Annotated in this window: 14 protein-coding genes; 11 read left to right on the top strand and 3 right to left on the bottom strand. The window is 57.4% G+C overall.

All coding sequences use genetic code 11. The annotated features are described in order from the left end of the window. Nucleotides 1–82: 82 nt before the first annotated feature. Nucleotides 83–1,402 (bottom strand): TIGR02221 family CRISPR-associated protein, encoded by a 1,320-nt coding sequence (gene csx2 / locus SYN63AY4M2_RS08820; protein ID WP_099887323.1) that lies wholly within the window; start codon nucleotides 1,400–1,402, stop codon nucleotides 83–85. Between the two features lie 178 nt (nucleotides 1,403–1,580). Between csx2 and SYN63AY4M2_RS08815 the strand changes: the two genes are divergently transcribed. From SYN63AY4M2_RS08815 to SYN63AY4M2_RS08795, 5 genes are all read left to right on the top strand, one after another. Then, the gene (locus SYN63AY4M2_RS08815; RefSeq protein WP_011431342.1) at nucleotides 1,581–2,165 is read left to right on the top strand and encodes a Uma2 family endonuclease; all 585 of its coding nucleotides are present in this window, start codon (nucleotides 1,581–1,583) and stop codon (nucleotides 2,163–2,165) included. 27 nt (nucleotides 2,166–2,192) lie between these two features. Further along, nucleotides 2,193–2,801, top strand: coding sequence for a Uma2 family endonuclease (locus SYN63AY4M2_RS08810; RefSeq protein ID WP_099812772.1), 609 nt, complete (start codon nucleotides 2,193–2,195; stop codon nucleotides 2,799–2,801). Nucleotides 2,802–2,877: 76 nt separating this feature from the next. Then, nucleotides 2,878–3,444: a hypothetical protein gene (locus tag SYN63AY4M2_RS08805; protein ID WP_099812771.1), complete on the top strand. Its 567-nt coding sequence runs from the start codon at nucleotides 2,878–2,880 to the stop codon at nucleotides 3,442–3,444. A 153-nt stretch (nucleotides 3,445–3,597) separates the two neighbouring features. Beyond that, complete coding sequence (locus tag SYN63AY4M2_RS08800) at nucleotides 3,598–7,314, top strand: PAS domain S-box protein (RefSeq protein ID WP_240530518.1); 3,717 nt, start codon at nucleotides 3,598–3,600, stop codon at nucleotides 7,312–7,314. Nucleotides 7,315–7,634: 320 nt separating this feature from the next. After that, complete coding sequence (locus tag SYN63AY4M2_RS08795; protein ID WP_011431346.1) at nucleotides 7,635–9,686, top strand: prolyl oligopeptidase family serine peptidase; 2,052 nt, start codon at nucleotides 7,635–7,637, stop codon at nucleotides 9,684–9,686. Here SYN63AY4M2_RS08795 and eno read toward each other — a convergent pair. Next, nucleotides 9,683–10,981 (bottom strand): phosphopyruvate hydratase, encoded by a 1,299-nt coding sequence (gene eno, locus SYN63AY4M2_RS08790; RefSeq protein WP_099887322.1) that lies wholly within the window; start codon nucleotides 10,979–10,981, stop codon nucleotides 9,683–9,685. The genes SYN63AY4M2_RS08795 and eno overlap by 4 nt on opposite strands. 659 nt (nucleotides 10,982–11,640) lie before the next feature. Between eno and SYN63AY4M2_RS08785 the strand changes: the two genes are divergently transcribed. The 6 genes from SYN63AY4M2_RS08785 to pxcA all read left to right on the top strand — a co-directional run bounded on the left by SYN63AY4M2_RS08785 (nucleotide 11,641) and on the right by pxcA (nucleotide 16,600). Further along, nucleotides 11,641–12,075, top strand: a complete 435-nt coding sequence (locus SYN63AY4M2_RS08785) for an alpha/beta hydrolase (protein WP_240527803.1) — start codon at nucleotides 11,641–11,643, stop codon at nucleotides 12,073–12,075. Between the two features lie 210 nt (nucleotides 12,076–12,285). Further along, on the top strand, nucleotides 12,286–12,690 hold the full coding sequence (locus tag SYN63AY4M2_RS08780) for a universal stress protein (RefSeq protein ID WP_099812768.1): 405 nt from the start codon (nucleotides 12,286–12,288) through the stop codon (nucleotides 12,688–12,690). A gap of 312 nt (nucleotides 12,691–13,002) precedes the next feature. Then, nucleotides 13,003–13,356, top strand: coding sequence for a ferredoxin-thioredoxin reductase catalytic domain-containing protein (locus SYN63AY4M2_RS08775; RefSeq protein ID WP_099812767.1), 354 nt, complete (start codon nucleotides 13,003–13,005; stop codon nucleotides 13,354–13,356). Between the two features lie 113 nt (nucleotides 13,357–13,469). Then, entirely contained in the window at nucleotides 13,470–13,586 is a 117-nt protein-coding gene (locus tag SYN63AY4M2_RS08770; RefSeq protein WP_011431350.1) for a photosystem II reaction center X protein, read from the top strand. An 82-nt stretch (nucleotides 13,587–13,668) separates the two neighbouring features. Then, nucleotides 13,669–15,072, top strand: coding sequence for a glycosyltransferase (locus SYN63AY4M2_RS08765; RefSeq protein WP_011431351.1), 1,404 nt, complete (start codon nucleotides 13,669–13,671; stop codon nucleotides 15,070–15,072). A 157-nt stretch (nucleotides 15,073–15,229) separates the two neighbouring features. Beyond that, nucleotides 15,230–16,600, top strand: a complete 1,371-nt coding sequence (gene pxcA / locus SYN63AY4M2_RS08760; RefSeq protein ID WP_240530517.1) for a proton extrusion protein PcxA — start codon at nucleotides 15,230–15,232, stop codon at nucleotides 16,598–16,600. A 172-nt stretch (nucleotides 16,601–16,772) separates the two neighbouring features. Here pxcA and SYN63AY4M2_RS08755 read toward each other — a convergent pair whose 3' ends face one another. Beyond that, complete coding sequence (locus SYN63AY4M2_RS08755) at nucleotides 16,773–17,360, bottom strand: DciA family protein (RefSeq protein WP_011431354.1); 588 nt, start codon at nucleotides 17,358–17,360, stop codon at nucleotides 16,773–16,775. Nucleotides 17,361–17,362 lie beyond the last annotated feature (2 nt).

The following is a 17,362-nucleotide window of genomic DNA, read 5'->3' as shown; positions in this document are numbered from 1 at the left end:
GGACTTGTTCAAGCTCAGCCCCTGCCAACCGCTGGACCGAAATTGAAAACCCAGAACCTGAGGGTGGGCCGACGTTGGTAGCCTACCGAGAATTGGAAGGATCCCCTTCCAATTCCCCCTCTGTTCGAGTCAATTCAGGAAACAGCGCTTCCAGTTTCGGCAGCAGATCCTGCAGCACAAAGCTCTCCAGAACTTCGCTGCGTAGAGATTTGGGTTTCATCTGCACATGGGCCACGTCGTTGCGGTATTCGCTCAGCCGAGACCAGAGCTTGGCTAGCTGCTGCACATCTGGGACATGGGCGGCAATGGGAGGCAGGGACTGAAGCTGCTCTTGGTGTTGGATAAGGGATCCAGTCGCAGGGAGATCTCCCAAGAGCTGCTCTTCCCGCGGGATAAGGGATCCCAACTGGTGTTCAATTCCCTGCCGCGCTTCTCGTTCGAGGTAGTTTTGGATCCCCTCACAGAGGCAAAGGGCAGAAACCACCCACTCGCGAGCCAAGAGAAGGGCTTGGGTGGTGAAGCGCTTTTCCACATACCAGCGCAGCAGTTGAAAGTGCTTTTGAACTTGAGCGCGGGGATCCTCCTTCTGGTCTGCCGGCAGCGCCAGTTGGCTGTAGCTATTTTGAATGCTTTGCAGCAGCAGGCCGAAGGGCTTGGCAAATTGGCCCACCTCTTCTGCCAACTCCTGGGTAGAGTGTCTTTGTAACTTGCGCAAGTCCTCCTGCAGGCTGACCGGCCTCACCAGCTCCAGAGAACGGGAGATGTCGCGGATGGCTTGTCCAAAGCTCTGCAGCCGGGTGGGCCTGGGATCCCCTTTGCCGGGCCTTTGCTGTCGGTAGAAGTCCCGTTGAACGGTGTCCAAAAGCTGGCCCAGCTCTACTGCCGAGCCGGTGCTGATGAACTTGTCGCTGGCCGTCAGCCAGTCCAGAAGCCGAATGGCCGGCGTGAGATCGATGATGGGGGTTTCTGCCTGGCCATGGCGGTAGAGGCCGTAGTAGAGCCCCTGGATCTCGACATTTTTGGCCTTGCGCAAAAGGGCGGCTCCCAAGAGCACCAGCAGCGGGATGGAGCGAAAGGCGTGGGTGATATCAAAAAGCAGCCGGCTGTTGGGCTCGATGCCATCGACCAGCACGTCGAAAATCTCCCAGGTCTCCGCTTCCGTTTTGCCCTCAGGAATGGCTTTGGCCACCTTCTCCACCTGGGGTGGCAAGGACTCCTGCAAGCGGCCCCAGTGCTTGGCGCGGGCCTCCTCCGTCAGCAGGAGGATGATTCTATCAATTTCAAAGAGCTGGCAGAGGGCCTTGGCGACGTAGCAGGTTTTGTCTGCCCTTTGCTCCCCAAAGAAATACGTCGTCTCGGTGTAGTCGCCAGTGCCCAGGGTGGTCAAAAGGGTTTTAGCCATAGGGATCCTCCAGGTGGGTCTGCAACGCATCAAAGCACAACCGCTGGCAAGCTACCGCAACCTGGAAGCCCCCCCTTCCCAAAAACAAGAGGCCTTTTCCCGCGCAGTGAAGGCGAAAAACCCAAAGTTAGCCTAGAACTAGAAAGCAGTTGGCCTCTAGAACGAGAGGGATCCTGGCATGCTATCGACCGAAGAGCTGTCGATTGCTCATCCAAAACTTACTCCCGAACAGTTTCTCGCCTTGCCAGAGGAAGATACTACCTATGAGCTGGTCAATGGACAAGCTGTTCCCAAAGATTTGCCGATGTCTCCTCAGAGATTTCATGCCTCTTTGCAGAAGCGGCTGCTTTTCATTCTGGATGCCTGGTGTCAAGGCAAGGGGGATGTGTACACAGAGCTGGCAGTTGTTTTGCAAAGGCAGGATCAAGATTGGCTTCCTGTTCCCGATTTGCTCTATGTTTCCTTTGAACGCTGGCCAGCGCAGCTTGAGGAAGACGGCCCTTGTCCCGTCGCTCCCGAACTGGTAGTGGAGATTCTTTCTCCCGGCCAGAGTTTTGGGGCTGTACTTCAAAAAGCAGCGGACTATCTGGAAGCTGGGATCCCTCGCGTTTGGGTTGTGGATCCCCAAGCCAAGAGCATCACCGTTTTCTACCCCGATGCCCCGCCGCGGACTTTTACGGGATCCCAAGCCATCCAAGATGAGTTTCTGCCCGGCTTGAAGGTTGTCCCCCAGGATGTGTTTGCCCAAGCGAGGATCCCTTAGTTGTTTTAGCTATCTGAGAGGGCTACCATGATTGAAGCTCTGGAAAGGCTAGCAAAGGAACCTGCCGAAAGCTCTGCAACAGCTTCTCGGAAGATTTGGACTGATGAAGAGTTTATGGCTCTGCCCGATGATGGCAATTGCTATGAAGTTGTCGATGGGAAGCTGATTGCTTTGGGTTCGGCAAGTGCAAGGCATGGATACTATGTAAGTTTGATTCACATCCTCCTAGGTGCCTATGTTCGCAGCCAAAAGATTGGCTTTACTTTTGACTCCGATACTTCGTTTAAGATGAAATCTGGCAATCGCCGCTCCCCAGATTGTTCTTTCTTCTCCAAGGAGCGGCTGCGATCTCTCGGCGGGATCCCCAAGAGCTATATCGAGGGATCCCCAGATTTGGTTGTAGAAGTTCTCTCTGAAGTCAACACAGTGGGAGAGATCCACAATAAAATCGTCGAGTACTTTGAAAATGGATCCCGCCTTGTTTGGCTTATTCATCCCGAAGAAAAGTATGTTTTGGTTTACCGTCAGCCTGAGCCCGCAGCATTGAAGCGGCCAGGAGATATCCTGGAAGGCGAAGAGGTGATCCCTGGGTTTGCCTTGGATTTGTCAGAGTTTTTTGCCGAACCTGAGTTTTAGCTGTTTGCCAAGCTCGCAAGTCTTCCAGGGTTCCGCGGCACCTGGTAAACTGGCGCCAAAAACGGGATCCAATTTCATGAGGCCGGTTTACCTGCAAGTTCTGGAGCGCAACCCCAGACGGCTGCGAATTGCCCTGCAAAGGTTTACCCCTGAGCAACTGGCCTGGCGGGTGGTGGCGGGTTTGGGGCTGTTGGCGCTGGGATCCCAGCTCTGGGGCCGCTCGCCGCTGGTGGGGTTGCTGGCCGTAGCAGCGGGCCTGGGGATTGGGATCCCTTGGGGGCTGGGGCAGATCCTGAGCTTGGATCGGGAGCGGCAGCGAGCGACCCTGACCCGGCTGGGTGGCCCCTGGGGGCTTTGGCGGCAGCAGGTATTCTCTTATCCCCTCGCCCAATTGCAAGGGGTGCGGCTGCAGCGGCTGGGACAGGAGATCTTGGATGAGGAGGCGCGGGAGAGCTTTCAGATCCAAGCTCAGGTGCGGTTGCAGTTTCGCCGCGGCGCTTTTGAACAAAAGCTTGAAGAAAAATTTCAAGAAGAGGTTATTGCTTGCTTCAGCAGCCAATCGGCGATCAAAGAAGGCGAGCCGGAAGCGCTTACCCTGGCACAGCGGCTGGTGGGCTGGATCCAGGACTATCTTAACCTGTGAGGTTCCCTTCTGGGCAATTGCCGAGGTTATATAGAAGTTCGTGAGTTGTTAATTGTGATACTTGGCAATCCTTGGCAAACTGCCGAGAATTGGTGTGGGTTTGAATAGGCACTCTCGCCTATCTTAACAGAATTTTGGCAATGCTAAGCTGTCATGATCATTCCTTGGGAGACCATTGTTGAGGAAGCTTTGGGCAACTGGCCGTGGCTGCTTTTGTGGGCAGCCTGGCTCCTGGCGCTTGTCTTCTGGCAGAGGCGGCGGCCGCATCAGGCCCAGGTTGGTTTTCCCGATGTCATCATGCTGGCGCGGGCGGATACAACGGTGGTGGAGTGTAACGAGGCCTGCCAGAAGGTTTTCGGCAATTGGCAGGGCCGGCGCTGGATCGAGGCCTTGCCGCCAGAGGAGCAAGAGCAGGTGCGGCAGAAGATATCCCAGCTTACTCCTCAGCAGCCTACCTTTGCTTGGGCTCACCCCTTGTTCGATGCGGAAGGAAAGGTGCGGTGGTTTGAGTGGATCAACCAGGGCCTTTTCGACCGGCGGGGCCGCTTGCAGTTTATTCGCGGGGTGGGCCGAGACATTACCGAGAAGAAGCAACTGGAAGAAAATCTGCGCCTGCGGGAAGCCCAACTGAGGGCTCTTCTGGACGCCCTGCCGGCAGCCATATGGGCCAGGGATCCCCAGGGAGTGCTGATTTTGCAAAATGCCACCGACTGCGCCTGGTATGGCGATCTGCTGGGCACTTCTCTGCAAGAGGCAGCGCAGCAACATCCCCACTGGCTGGAGTACACTGGGCAAGCCTTGTCTGACCTGGAGCGGCAAGGGTTTTCCCGATTGGAGAGCAAGGAAATCATCCAAGGCCAAGAGCGCTACACCTATCGCCTGGCTGTCAAGCTGCAGGATGAGTCCAAAGGTTTGGGATGGCTCGGCATTGTCTTGGATATTACCGAGCAAAAGCGGCTGGAACAACAACTGCGAGAACAACAGGAGCGCTTTCGCGCCTTCCTCGACAACAGCCACGACATTTTGTGTTGGATCGATGCCCAAGGCTTGGTTCATACTCTCAATCGCCCGGTTACCGAGAAAGTCTTGGGTCGTTGTCCTGAGGAGGGAGAACCTATACCTCTGGATTGGGTTCACCCGGAAGATCGCCAGATCGTTGCCGACGCCCTTGAACAACTGAAGGCTCGGCCTGGCGAGACGCTCAGCTTTGTCTATCGGATGCAGCATGCCGATGGCCATTGGGTGTGGTTGGAGAGCCGCTGCACCAATCTTTTGCAGGATCCTGCGCTAGGGGGAATTGTCTGCAGCACCCGCGACATTACCCAGCAAAAAGAGGCAGAACAGGCGCTGCGGGAAAGCGAAGCCCGCTTTCGGGAAATGGCCGAGGCTGTGCCGGTTTCCTTCTTTCTCTATTCTCCAGATCTCAGTCAATTGTTTTATAAAAGCCCTCAGTGCGAGCAGATCTGGGGATACAAGCCGGAGGAGTTTTACCAAAAGCCCGATCTGTGGCGAGAAAAGATTCATCCGGAAGATCTGCCGAGGATTTTGCAAGCCGTACCTCAGGTCATCCAAGGAGAGAAGCCGATTACCTATCGCATCATTCATCGAGATGGCCGGGTGCGCTGGTTGCGGACTTCCTGCCGGCCTATTTTCAATGAACAGCAAGAAGTGATCCGCATTGCCGGCATTACCGAAGATATCACCCAGCAAAAAGAGGCGGAGCTGGCCCTGCAAGAAAGCGAAGCCCGTCTCAAAGCTATCCTCGATGGGATCTCTTTTCCCATCTTTGTTAAAGACCTGCAGGGCCGCTACTTACAGGTCAATCGGGCTTACCTGCAGAAAAAAGGTAAACTTCCAGAAGAAGTTCTCGGCAAAGTCGATGCGGAACTCTTCTCGCCAGAGGAAGCTCTGAAGTTTCGCGAGGAGGATCAAAGGGCAATCCAATCTGCTCATCCCATCAGCTATGAGCACACTGTTTGCCGTGATGGGCAAGAACTGGAAAAGTGGATCACCAAGTTTGCCCTGCGGGATCGGCGAGGGGATCCCTATGCCGTTTGCGGCATTGTGGTAGATATCACCCCCCTCAAACAAGCCCAGGATCTGCTGCTGCAAGAGGCAGAGCGAGAGAGACTCCTGGGATCCCTGCTGCGCCGCATCCGCGAGAACTTGGACTTGCAGCCCCTCTTGCAGACCACGGCGGCGGAAGTGCGAGAGTTTCTCCAGGTGGATCGGGTGATGATCTACCAGTTACAGGACGGCATAGGGGGATGGGTAGCTGCCGAGGCGGTGCTGGATCCCTGGCCCAGCCACTTGGGCCGCTCCGTGTGGGATGCTTGCTTTCGCCAGGATCCCTGCTATCGCAAGTACCAACAGGGCTTTGTGCAGGCCATCGACAATGTGGCGACAGCCAGTTTGGATCCCTGCCATCGGCAACTCTTGGAATCCTTTCAGGCTCAGGCCAACTTGGTGATCCCGATTCGGCGGAGGGAGGATCTCTGGGGCCTCTTGGTGGCGCAGCACTGCCAATCCAGCCACCCGTGGCAGGAGTGGGAAATTGAGCTTTTGCAGAAACTGACCGACCAGTTGGCTGTCGCGTTGCAACAGGCTCAGTTGTACGAGCAGATAAAAGCTCTAAAGCAAACGCTAGAAGAAAAAGTGCGGCAGCGCACTGCGCAGCTAGAGCGGGCTTTGCAATTTGAGGCTCTCCTAAGAAGCATTATCAACCGCGTGCGCGATTCTCTCGACGAAGCTGAGATCCTCAGCGCCGCCGTGCGCGAGCTGGGAGAAAGTCTAGATGCCGATGGCTGCGATATCGGCCTTTACAACGCCGATTTCACCCTTGCCACCATCCGCTACGAGTATTGCCCCCGCTCCGATTCTTATCTGAACCTCTCCATCCCTTTGCAGGGAGGGCCTTACGAAACCGTGTATCGACAATTAACTGCAGGGCAGCCTTGTCTATTTTGCTTCTTAGGGCGAGCCTCGGAAAACCGCCAGGTAGTAATGGCTTGTCCCTTGCTAGATAAAGGCCAAGTGCTGGGGGATCTGTGGATCTTTCGCTCGGCGGCGCGTCCTTTCGACGACCAGGAGATCCGACTTATCCAGCAGGTGGCCAACCAATGTGCCATTGGGCTGCGGCAGGCGCGCCTGTTCCAGGCTGCCCAAGAGCAGGTGCAAGCCCTGGAGCGCCTCAACCGTCTCAAAGACGACTTCATCAGCACCGTCAGCCACGAGCTGCGCACTCCCCTGGCCAGCCTGAAAATGGCCCTGAAAATGCTGCAGATAGCTCGCTCAGAGGAGAAACGAGCGCAATACTTCCTCATTGCCGAGCGGGAGTGCCAGCGGGAGATCGAGCTCATCAACGACCTGCTGGATCTGCAGCGGCTGCAGGCGGGGGCCTATGCGCTGGAGGTGCAAGCCCTCACCTGGCGAGATCTGCTGGGGGATCTGCTGACGGTTACCCAAGAGCGGGCCCGCGCCAAGGGGCAAACTTTCCAAGCCAGCGTTCCCCTGGAGAGCTCCCTCACGACAGATCCCTTGCTGTTGCAACGTATCCTGCGGGAGCTGCTGCACAATGCTGTGAAATACACCCCGGCCCAGGGATCCATCCGCCTACGGGTAGAAACCGAAAACCGCCGCAGCATCGTCGAGGTCAGCAATAGCCAGCCGATCCCCGCCGAGGAGTTGACCCGCATCTTTGAGCGCTTTTACCGCATTCCCAGCAACGATCCTTGGAAGGAAGGGGGCACGGGTCTGGGCTTGGCCTTGGTGAAACAGATGGTGGATCAGTTGCGCGGATCCATCGAGGTGAGCAGCGCCGCCGGCTGGACAACCTTTACGCTTCACCTACCTCATCTGCCCCAACTTTGACACAAAAGGATAGCTTGGTAGCCCCGTACTTGAGTGCGGGGCGGAAAAGCCCTTGAGCCACTTTAGTTGCTTCTTTGTTATAGTTAGTACAGAGCTTCTCCAGGAAAACAACCTACTGCGGTGCAAAACCCGCGCGGCAATAACTAACCTAGAGGAACTTAAGTCCGAAGTAAGCAGAACTTTGAGGTTATGCCTCAAAGGACTGTCTAGGGGCGTCTTGACAGCGCCTTCGCGAGTCTATTTGGGTGGGAGTGTCAAATCCCACGCTGAGGTCTCAGGCTTCTGCCATAGTGGAATTGGTCTTTTGTTGCTCCGTCTCTATGCTCAACTACCCGCCCAGCCATCCGGATCCCACTGTTGTCGACTTCTACCATGGGCAAGCGGTGCCGGATCCCTATCGCTGGCTGGAGGATCTGGATTCTGAGCAGACGCGAGCTTGGATCGAGGCGCAAAACCGCCTAACTTTTGACTACTTGCAGCGGATCCCGGCCCGGCAGCGGCTTCTGGAGCGCCTGAGGCAACTGTGGAACTACGAAAAATACAGCCAGCCCTTCAAAGAGGGCAACCGCTACTTCTACTTCAAAAACGACGGCCTGCAAAACCAGAGCGTTCTCTATACCCAAGAAAGCCTGGAGGGAGAGGCGCGGGTTTTGCTAGATCCCAACACCCTCTCGGAAGACGGCACGGTGGCCCTCTCAGGGATTGCCATCAGCCGCGACGGGCGCTACCTGGCCTATGGTCTCTCCCGCTCCGGCTCCGACTGGCAGGAGTGGAAGGTGCGGGATATCGAAACGGGAGAAGACCTGCCGGATCACCTGCGCTGGATTAAATTCTCCGGGGCCAGCTGGACGCTGGACGGGCAGGGATTTTTCTACAGCCGCTACGACGAGCCGGCCCCTGGCAGCGAGTACGAAAGCGCCAACTACTTCCAAAAACTCTACTACCACCGCCTGGGCACCCCCCAGTCGGAAGATCTCTTGGTCTACCACCGCCCTGACCAAAAAGAGTGGGGCTTTGCCGGCGGGGTTACCGAAGATGGAGACTACCTAATCATCTCCGTCTGGCGGGGCACGGATCCCAAAAACCTCCTCTTCTACAAAGACCTGCGGGATCCCAGCTCGCCGGTGGTGGAGCTTATCCGCGAGTTCCAGGCCGAGTACGCCTTTGTCGGCAACGACGGCTCCCGCTTTTGGCTGTTGACGGACCTCCAGGCTCCCCGGCGGCGACTGGTGGCCATTGATCTCGACAACCCAGGTCAGTTGCAAGAGGTGATCCCCGAAGCCGAGGAGACCCTGCAGGGAGTTAGCCTAATCCACAACCAGTTCGTTGCCTTCTACCTCAAAGACGCCCACACCCAGATCCGGACCTTTGCTTTAGACGGCACCTACCTGGGGGAAATCCCCCTGCCGGGGCTGGGATCCGCCAGCGGCTTTGGCGGCAAGCGCCACGACACCGAGACCTTCTACACCTTCACCAGCTTTACCACTCCCCCCACCATCTACCGCTACGACTTCACCAGCGGCCGCAGCACCCTCTTCCGTCAGCCCCAGGTGGATTTCGATCCCCAGGCCTATGAGGTGCAGCAGGTGTTCTACGCCAGCCAAGACGGCACCCGCATCCCCATGTTCCTTGTCCACCGCCGCGGCCTAGCGCGGACAGGGGATCACCCCACCCTGCTGTACGGCTACGGCGGCTTTGGCATCTCTCTGACCCCCAGCTTTTCGGTGGGCCTGGTGGCCTGGCTGGAGATGGGAGGGGTTTACGCCCAGCCCAGTTTGCGCGGCGGCGGCGAATACGGGGAAGCCTGGCACCAAGCGGGCACCAAGCTCAACAAGCAAAAGGTCTTCGACGACTTCATTGCCGCGGCTGAGTGGCTCATGGCCAACGGCTACACCAACCCCTCCAAGTTGGCCATCGCCGGCGGCAGCAACGGCGGCCTCTTGGTGGGGGCCTGCCTGACCCAAAGGCCGGATCTCTTTGCAGCAGCCCTCCCCGCCGTGGGGGTGTTCGACATGCTGCGCTTTCATAAGTTCACCATCGGCTGGGCCTGGATCTCCGAGTACGGATCCCCGGAAGACCCGGAGGAATTCAAGGCCCTCTACGCCTACTCCCCCCTGCACAACCTCAAGCCCGGCACCGCCTACCCCGCCACCCTGATCACCACGGCAGATCACGACGACCGGGTGGTGCCCGCCCACAGCTTCAAGTTTGCCGCCGCCCTGCAGGCGGCCCAGGGGGGATCCCAGCCCATCCTCATTCGCATCGACACCAAAGCCGGCCACGGGGCCGGCAAGCCCACTGCCAAGCTCATCGAAGAGACCGCCGACCGCTGGGCCTTCTTGGTGCAGGTGCTGGGGATCCAAGCGGGCTAGCGACTCCGCGCCGGCAACCCCCTAGGCCCCAGGCCCACCCGACCGGCATAGACGGCCGCTTCCCCCAGCTCGTCTTCGATGCGCAGCAGTTGGTTGTACTTGGCGATGCGCTCGCTGCGGCAGAGGGATCCGGTTTTGATCTGGCCGGCGCGGGTGGCCACCGCCAGGTCGGCGATGGTGGTGTCTTCTGTCTCACCGGAGCGGTGGCTGATGAGGGTGCGAAAGCCCGCCTGAACGGCCAGTTGAATGGTCGAGACCGTCTCTGTCAGGGTGCCGATCTGGTTGAGCTTGATCAAAATGGCGTTGGCAGCGCCGCTGTCGATGCCTTTCTGCAGCCGGGCCGGGTTGGTTACAAACAGGTCGTCCCCCACCAGTTGCACCCGGGATCCCAAGCGGGCGGTCATGGCCTGCCAGCCGGCCCAATCTTCTTCCGCCAGCCCGTCTTCCAGGGAGAGGATGGGATAGTTGGCCAGCAGTTGCTCGTAGTAGTTCACCATCTGCTCGGCGCTGCGGGCTTTGCCCTCGAAGTGGTACTGCCCATCCTGCAGCAGCTCGTTGGCCGCCACGTCCAAGGCCAAGGCGATATCCTCCCCTGGCCTGTAGCCCGCCTGTTCAATAGCCGTCATCAATAGATCCAAAGCTGCGGCGTTGGAGTCGAGGTTGGGGGCAAATCCGCCTTCATCCCCCACCCCCGTGGACAGTCCCCTCTGCCGCAGCACTTGTTTTAGGGCTGCAAACACCTCGGCTCCGTAGCGCAGCGCCTCGCGAAAGCTGGGTGCTCCGATGGGCACGATCATAAATTCTTGAATATCGAGGTTGTTGTCGGCGTGGGCGCCGCCGTTAAGCACATTCATGAGCGGCACTGGCAGCAGGTTGGCAAAGGGTCCACCCAGGTACCTGTACAAAGGCAGGCCCACCGCATTGGCAGCCGCCTTAGCCGTGGCCAAAGAGACCGCCAAGATGGCGTTGGCTCCCAGTTGCGACTTGTTGGGGGTGCCATCCAGATCGATCATCAACTGGTCGATGCGGGCTTGGTTGAGGGCATCTTCCCCTCGCAGCTCCGACTGGATGGGGCCAAGAATGTTTTCCACCGCCCTCAACACGCCCTTGCCGCTGTAGCGCCTGGGATCCCCATCCCGCAGCTCGTGAGCCTCAAAAGTGCCGGTCGAAGCGCCACTGGGCACCTGGGCCAAGCCGGTTGCCCCATTGGCTAGGCCCACCAAAGCTTCTAAGGTCGGCTGCCCCCGGGAGTCGAGGATCTCATGGGCGGTAATCCACTCGATGGCCGTTTCCACAGTTGCACCTCAGCAATTGGCTAGACAGTTCTGGCCGAAGCCAGATTGCCAATAGACTAGTGGATTTTTGCCCCCGGATCCCTTTGGCTTCCGGAAAACTTTAATGGGCACAGGCGGCACAGTTGCTTTCGGTCTGAGCTAGGAACAGGCAGGGAGTAGCTGAGAACATAAAGCCCTATCTCCGTCCACAGCTTCAGATGTCTCGACATCTCCTCTGGGCTCCTTACCCCTTGGCTGGGCCAACTCTGGCTTGATTGAAACTAATCTCAAGAAAAAAGAGATTTTTTATCACTAGCTGCCACGGGATCCCTTGCTTAAACCCGGCCCTTTAGGAACAACTACCGCCTACGAGAGCCGCAGCCTGCGAAGTCAATCCAGCTTTTAACAAAACTTAACCCTAAGTATATTGATATCTTTTCTCAAGAAGCTTAGAGTAGACTACAGCTTAAAGTTGAGATTTACTATCAATAATTGGTTGTATGGCTCGAAAGGATGTGTCCGTGCGGCCAGAGGCAGCTCTGGGGCAAAGTCTCTGGCCTTTTCCTAAAAAAGCTTGTTTAGCAACGCAAAAGGAGCGGGGATGACAGCGACAACATTGAGGGCAAGAAGGGGGATCTAACTTGCAAAAGTAGATCCCCTAGGGGGCGGGCAACGCCCGTTTGACTGATCTTTTTGGCTGCTGGGGGCGCATGTGGCCCATGCAGCGAAAAATGTTTTGCTGTAGCCGAGAACAGCTCCTGGTGCGTATAGCCCAGAGCCTTCTGCCAGCTTCAGAACAGTGGCGAGCGCGCTCACTCTCCTATGCCCTGGCTAAAGATTTAGACACTTCCCCCATACCTCACTCCCTATTTCAGGTGGTAGCGATTCCAACCCAGAAAGTGTCGGTGCCGATGTTGGTTTGCGCCAGCGAGGATGACCCCATTGTGGATCCCGCTTCGCTCGAGAAGTGGGGAAACCACTTAAAGCCAGGGGATCAAATGTGGTTTTGCCCTGGGGGACGACAGTTTTTTCATTATTCTTTTCCAAGTTTGGTCAATCTGAAAATCATGGATTTTTGGCAGGAATTGCGTAAATTTCAGCCCAGCATGGCCTAAGGCGGCTGGAGTTTTGCGGGATGATGGGCATGGCCGCTCATCCCAACAGGAGAGGGGCTCCGTTTGCAGCCCAGGTCGAGCCCCTGACAATAGAAAAACGGGCAGGGGTGGAAGGAGGCCATTGAGCTTCCGGTAAAATTGATTGGTAGAATAGGGCCAGCCCCCGACGTGGATAGGGAAGGGGCGGGCTTAAGTGTGGGATCCGCGACTATGTTCGACAAACTGCTCTTTCCCATCGACAACTCGCGCGAAACTAGCCACGCCCTGCCCTTGGTGGCGGACATAGCGCAGCGCTACAAGAGCCAGGTCTATCTGCTCTCCGTCCTAGACAGCACGGACCTGAGCCCAGAGCAAGCCGAGCAAGCCCGCCAAAGTATCCACAACTTGCTCAAACAGGCTGAGGCTGGCCTCCAGCAGATTGGCATCCAAAATGTCAAGAGCGAGTATCGCGAGGGGAAGGTTCCTTTTGTCATCTGCGACGTGGCGGACGAGCTGGAGATCAGCCTGATCGTGATGGGATCCCGCGGCATCAGCTTGTCTGCCGAGGGACAGAACAACTCCGTCAGCCACCGCGTCATCGACCTCTCCCCTTGCCCGGTGCTGGTGGTGCCTTGAGGAAGGGGATCCCAGCCGACGCCATTCTTGCTGTTTTGTTCTATTCTGTAGAGTGCGTTGAGGCCGGCTCTGGCTGAAGAACCCGAATGTTGCCTTCTGTAACAGCAAGGCGGCTGATATTTGTATTGTCCAAAAGTCTGCAGTACAACGAAGAGCGAGATACAGCTTTTTCCGACTCTGTGAGAATCTTGTGGAGAGGTAGGATCCCTGTCATACAGGAGAAGCATCTGATTTTTATGAGCGTTGGTCAGCGTTGCTGGGAAAAGCTGTAAGCTCCATTGCTATTCACTAGTGCCACCTTTAGGAATCGTCATGGAAAGTCGTGGTTACAACAAGGCCTCCCAGAAGACCTTCGAGGTGATGCGGCATTTCGCAGAAACCTACGCCAAACGTACCGACACTTTTTTCTGCTCTGATCCTACGATTACGACGGCAGTGATCGAAGGCTTGGCTCTCCACAAAGAGCAGTTGGGCGCTCCGCTCTGTCCCTGCCGCTTTTACGAAGACAAAGAGGCGGAAGTGAAAGCCGGCTATTGGAACTGCCCCTGCGTGCCAATGCGCGAGCGCAAAGAATGTCACTGTATGCTCTTCTTAACCCCAGACAACCCCTTTGCCGGCACCAGCCAAACCCTAGAGGAGGTGCCCCTGGAATACCAAACGAAATAATCGGCCAAGTGCCTGTCATTGGAGGGGACGATCGGGCGGGGAGGGGTGACAAAGATCGGTATAGTCAGAGAATAGCTGGGTAGTTGCTATTCGCAGGAGGAGGAAACTCTTTTATGACTCCCTCACTGGCTAACTTTCTCTGGAGCTTGCTGTACGGCGCAGTGGTGCTGGGGCTTCTCTTCGGCGCCATCGTCTTCGTCAGCCAAAGAGATAGGGTGCGTCGTCGCTGAGTCTCCTGCTCGCCAGGGCTTGTCTGCGGATTGCCCACCGCCCTTTATGATCTAAAGCTGATCTGGCGACATCCCGGGAGCGTTGACCCACCCCCTGCACTACTGGCGGCAAAAAAACCGCTACTACCACGAGGATCTGGAGCGGCTGCACCGCTTCTTCGTTCCCCCAGGCCTGCGCATTCTGGAAATCGGCTCCGGCACCGGATCCCTGCTCAACGCTTTGCAGCCCAGTTTTGGGGTGGGGATTGACTGGGACGCAGAGATTGTTGCCCAGGCGCAGAGGCAGTTTCCCCATCTTCACTTTCGGGTGCAGGATGCCCACACGCTGGACAAGCAGGATCCCATCTTAGCGGAGCCTTTTGACGTTATTTTGCTCGTCAACACCTTGGGCTACCTGGCAGACGTTCAGCAGGTTTTTGAGCGGCTGCGCCGTTTTTGTACCCCGCGCACTCGCCTGATCCTCTCGTACCACAACCCCCTCTGGGAGCCGCTGCTAAGCCTGGCGACCGTCCTCAAGCAGCGCATGCCCCTGCCGGCAGCCAACTGGCTCTCGGCAGGCGATGTGGCCAATTTGCTGCACCTAGCAGGGTACGAGGTCATTCAGCAGGGCAAGCGGCTGTTGTTGCCGCGGCGGATCCCACTGCTTTCGACGCTGATTAACCGCTTCATTGCCCCCTTGCCCGGGATCAACGCCCTTTGTCTAACGGAATACACGATCGCCCGCCCCCAGCCCGATCCCGCCTGGGATCCCCCCCTTGAGGAGCAACCTTCTTGCACAGTGGTGATCCCAGCCCGCAACGAGGCGGGCAACATCCGCCGCTGTGTGCAGCAGTTGCCAGAGATGGGATCCCGCACCGAGATCATTTTTGTAGAGGGGCATTCCAGCGACGACACCTGGGCTGAGATCCAGCGGGTTCAGGACGAATACCAGGGGATCCGCACCATCCAGGCTCTCCGGCAAGAGGGCAAAGGCAAGGGAGATGCGGTGCGCAAGGGGTTTGCCGCGGCCAGCGGCGATGTGCTGATCATTCTCGACGCCGACTTGACTGTCCAGGCGGAAGAGCTCCCCAAGTTTTTCCGCGCGGTGGCCTCCGGGCGGTGCGACTTTGCCAACGGCTGCCGCCTCGTCTATCCCCTGAAACCAGAAGCGATGCCGCGCCTCAACCAGTGGGCCAATCGTTTTTTTGCCGCTCTCCTCTCCCACATTCTCGGCATCCGCATCAAAGATTCCCTCTGCGGCACCAAGGCCCTGTGGCGGGAGGACTATTGGCAGATTGCCAAGCTGCGGCAAGAATGGGGGGATTTTGACCCGTTTGGGGATTTCGACCTGTTGTTGGGGGCGGCCAAGCGCACCCTCAAGATCCTGGACATCCCGGTGCGCTACTTCCCCAGAACCTATGGGCGCTCCAACATCCAACATGTGCGGGACGGGCTGCGGCTGCTGCAGATCTGCGCTTTTGCCCTCAGCCGCTTCAAGGGATCCTGAGCCCTAACCCCTTCAACACGGTTTTGATCCAGACGGGCCGCTTCCCCATCCGGATCCCTGCCCAGCCTCCCAGAAGTTGTTACAATAGTTAGCCATTGAAAAATGCATGGATCAGCCCTGAGAAAAACCGCCACAGGAAAAAGCAATGGGGGAATCCGTGTTGAGCAGGCTCGGCCAATGGATCTCAAGTACTCCCCTACGCTCCCTCGATCGAGCCTATGAAGCTGCCCTGCGCATCAAAGCCATCGAAGACCGCTACTTTCAGGGGGGATCCATCGGCAGCAACGGAAACCACGGCCAAAACACCAGCCGCTACTTTCAGATCCAATTGCGCCAGGAATTGCGTCAAATTGATCTTAGTTTAGCGGAGTTCAGGGCCAGTAGCGTTTTTTCTCGCCTGCCGGATCCCGAGCAAAATGGCAGCGGCCCTCCCTTCTCTTCCGACAAAGATCAGGCCAAAGAGGCCCCCGTCGGCCCTTCTGAAAACGACGGTAAAGACGCTGAAAATGGCCGGCAAAGTCGGGATCCCTCGATTTTGGAAAAGCTGGAGTTTATCGATCAGGTGACCTCGCGCTACAAGCGCCCCGCTGCTCAACCCAGGTCCACCTCCCCTCCGCCCAAGTCTCAAGAGCAACCAGAGCCACTGACCTCAAGCCAGCCGGAGCCCTCCGATCCCTCCATCAAGACCAATCTTGCTAAGACAAACCTCGACAACAGCAATGCCCCGGTTGCCTCTAAAACGGCCCTCCTGCCTCGCTCCATCCTGCGTACGGCCAACCAGATCCGCCGTGAGCTGAGTTCGCAGGCAGAAGAAGAGCTGCTCCAGGAGTATCGCAGCCAACGCACGCGCACACTGGTGGCAGTTCGGTTTTTGTTGCTGCTGGCCATTTTGCCGCTGCTTGTCCAGATTTTCTCGAAACACTTCCTGTTCGGGCCGTTGGTGGATCGCTTTCAGCCGCGGGAGCCCACCATCCTGGCTCTGAGCTACGAATTTCAAGAAAAGGCTCTCTCCGAGTTTGAGTTTTTCAAGGAAAAAATAGAGTTTGAGCGGGCTTTACACCACCAATCTCCAGAGCTCGACCTGGAATCCGAAGACCAACTGTCCAAGAAGGCAGAGGAGTTGCTGCAAAAATACAGCCGTAAGAATTTGGAAGGCCTCAAGAACGTCCTTGCCGACGTGCTATCGCTGCTGGTGTTTGGCTGGCTGATCTTCATCGGGCGCGAGGAAATTGAAGTTCTCAAGTCTTTTTTGGATCGCCTGATCTATGGCCTCAGCGACAGTGCCAAGGCTTTCATTATTATTCTCTTCACAGATGTGTTCGTCGGCTACCACTCTCCCCATGGCTGGGAGGTGCTGCTGAGCAGCTTAGCTGCCCACCTGGGTCTGCCAGAAAACCGCAATTTTATCTACGGCTTTATTGCCACTTTTCCGGTTTTCCTCGATACACTCTTTAAGTACTGGATCTTCCGCTACTTGAACCGCGTATCGCCGTCGGCGGTGGCCACCTACCACGCCATGAACGATTGAGGGTTTGCAGTTGCCTTCATCGAGAATCCAGGCCGCTGCCGCCACCATCCACAACCTCAGGGGGAGTTCCCCTCACCCCCGGCCCCTCTCCCTCTGGGAGAAGGGAGCTGGGGATCGACCTAACGAGTTGTTTCGTTGCCCCTGGAAACAGCCCTAATTTGAGTTCCCTGAGTTAGCTGCGCACGCGCAAGGACTGGCGATGGCAAAACCCGCAGACCAACCAACGCTCCAGTTCGGCGGCAGGGGCGGGGCAGCCACAGGCAGGGCAAGGGAACAGGTTTTGCTGAGTTTGTCTCTGTTTCACCAGTCGGGCCCAACGTTCGAAAGCGGCTTTAGCATCGGCGGGAGACGGCCGTGAGCCGGAGCGGCGAGCGGTTGCAGGCTGCTTTTGGGCTGGGGTTGCAGATGAGATGGGGTAAAACTTGCCTACCAACTCCGCATCAGGGTGGGGAGCGGACGGGCTGGATCCCTCGTGCCAAGCGCCGGGGCTGAAGCGAATGTCGCTGAGAGGAGGGTGCAGGCGGCTGTTGAGTTTCCTGAGAATGAGCTGGCGCTGCAGAGTTAAGTTTTGCGCCCAGGACGGGGTAGAGGTGGCCACCTGTAGCACCTGGCGGCGCAGGTTGAGGGGATAGGTTTGCGCTGCTACCGCCTCTCCCACCACTTCCGGCCAGAGCTGTCTTAGGAGCTGCATTTGCTTCAGTTCAGCCCAACACGGATGGCTGCCAAAGCTACCCAGTGCCTCATCTAACCGTTGCAGCATGG

Source organism: Synechococcus sp. 63AY4M2, assembly GCF_002760475.1.
Taxonomy (GTDB): Bacteria; Cyanobacteriota; Cyanobacteriia; order Thermostichales; family Thermostichaceae; genus Thermostichus.
Note: the sequence above shows the minus strand (reverse complement) of the source record. Positions and strands in the feature narration are given on the sequence as shown.

What these genes read in the sequence shown, in the direction of transcription:
- csx2 (WP_099887323.1), bottom strand. Translation starts at nt 1,402, where the DNA reads ATGGCTAAAACCCTTTTGACCACCCTGGGCACTGGCGACTACACCGAG.
- SYN63AY4M2_RS08815 (WP_011431342.1), top strand. Translation starts at nt 1,581, where the DNA reads ATGCTATCGACCGAAGAGCTGTCGATTGCTCATCCAAAACTTACTCCC.
- SYN63AY4M2_RS08810 (WP_099812772.1), top strand. Translation starts at nt 2,193, where the DNA reads ATGATTGAAGCTCTGGAAAGGCTAGCAAAGGAACCTGCCGAAAGCTCT.
- SYN63AY4M2_RS08805 (WP_099812771.1), top strand. Translation starts at nt 2,878, where the DNA reads ATGAGGCCGGTTTACCTGCAAGTTCTGGAGCGCAACCCCAGACGGCTG.
- SYN63AY4M2_RS08800 (WP_240530518.1), top strand. Translation starts at nt 3,598, where the DNA reads ATGATCATTCCTTGGGAGACCATTGTTGAGGAAGCTTTGGGCAACTGG.
- SYN63AY4M2_RS08795 (WP_011431346.1), top strand. Translation starts at nt 7,635, where the DNA reads ATGCTCAACTACCCGCCCAGCCATCCGGATCCCACTGTTGTCGACTTC.
- SYN63AY4M2_RS08780 (WP_099812768.1), top strand. Translation starts at nt 12,286, where the DNA reads ATGTTCGACAAACTGCTCTTTCCCATCGACAACTCGCGCGAAACTAGC.
- SYN63AY4M2_RS08775 (WP_099812767.1), top strand. Translation starts at nt 13,003, where the DNA reads ATGGAAAGTCGTGGTTACAACAAGGCCTCCCAGAAGACCTTCGAGGTG.
- SYN63AY4M2_RS08770 (WP_011431350.1), top strand. Translation starts at nt 13,470, where the DNA reads ATGACTCCCTCACTGGCTAACTTTCTCTGGAGCTTGCTGTACGGCGCA.
- SYN63AY4M2_RS08755 (WP_011431354.1), bottom strand. Translation starts at nt 17,360, where the DNA reads ATGCTGCAACGGTTAGATGAGGCACTGGGTAGCTTTGGCAGCCATCCG.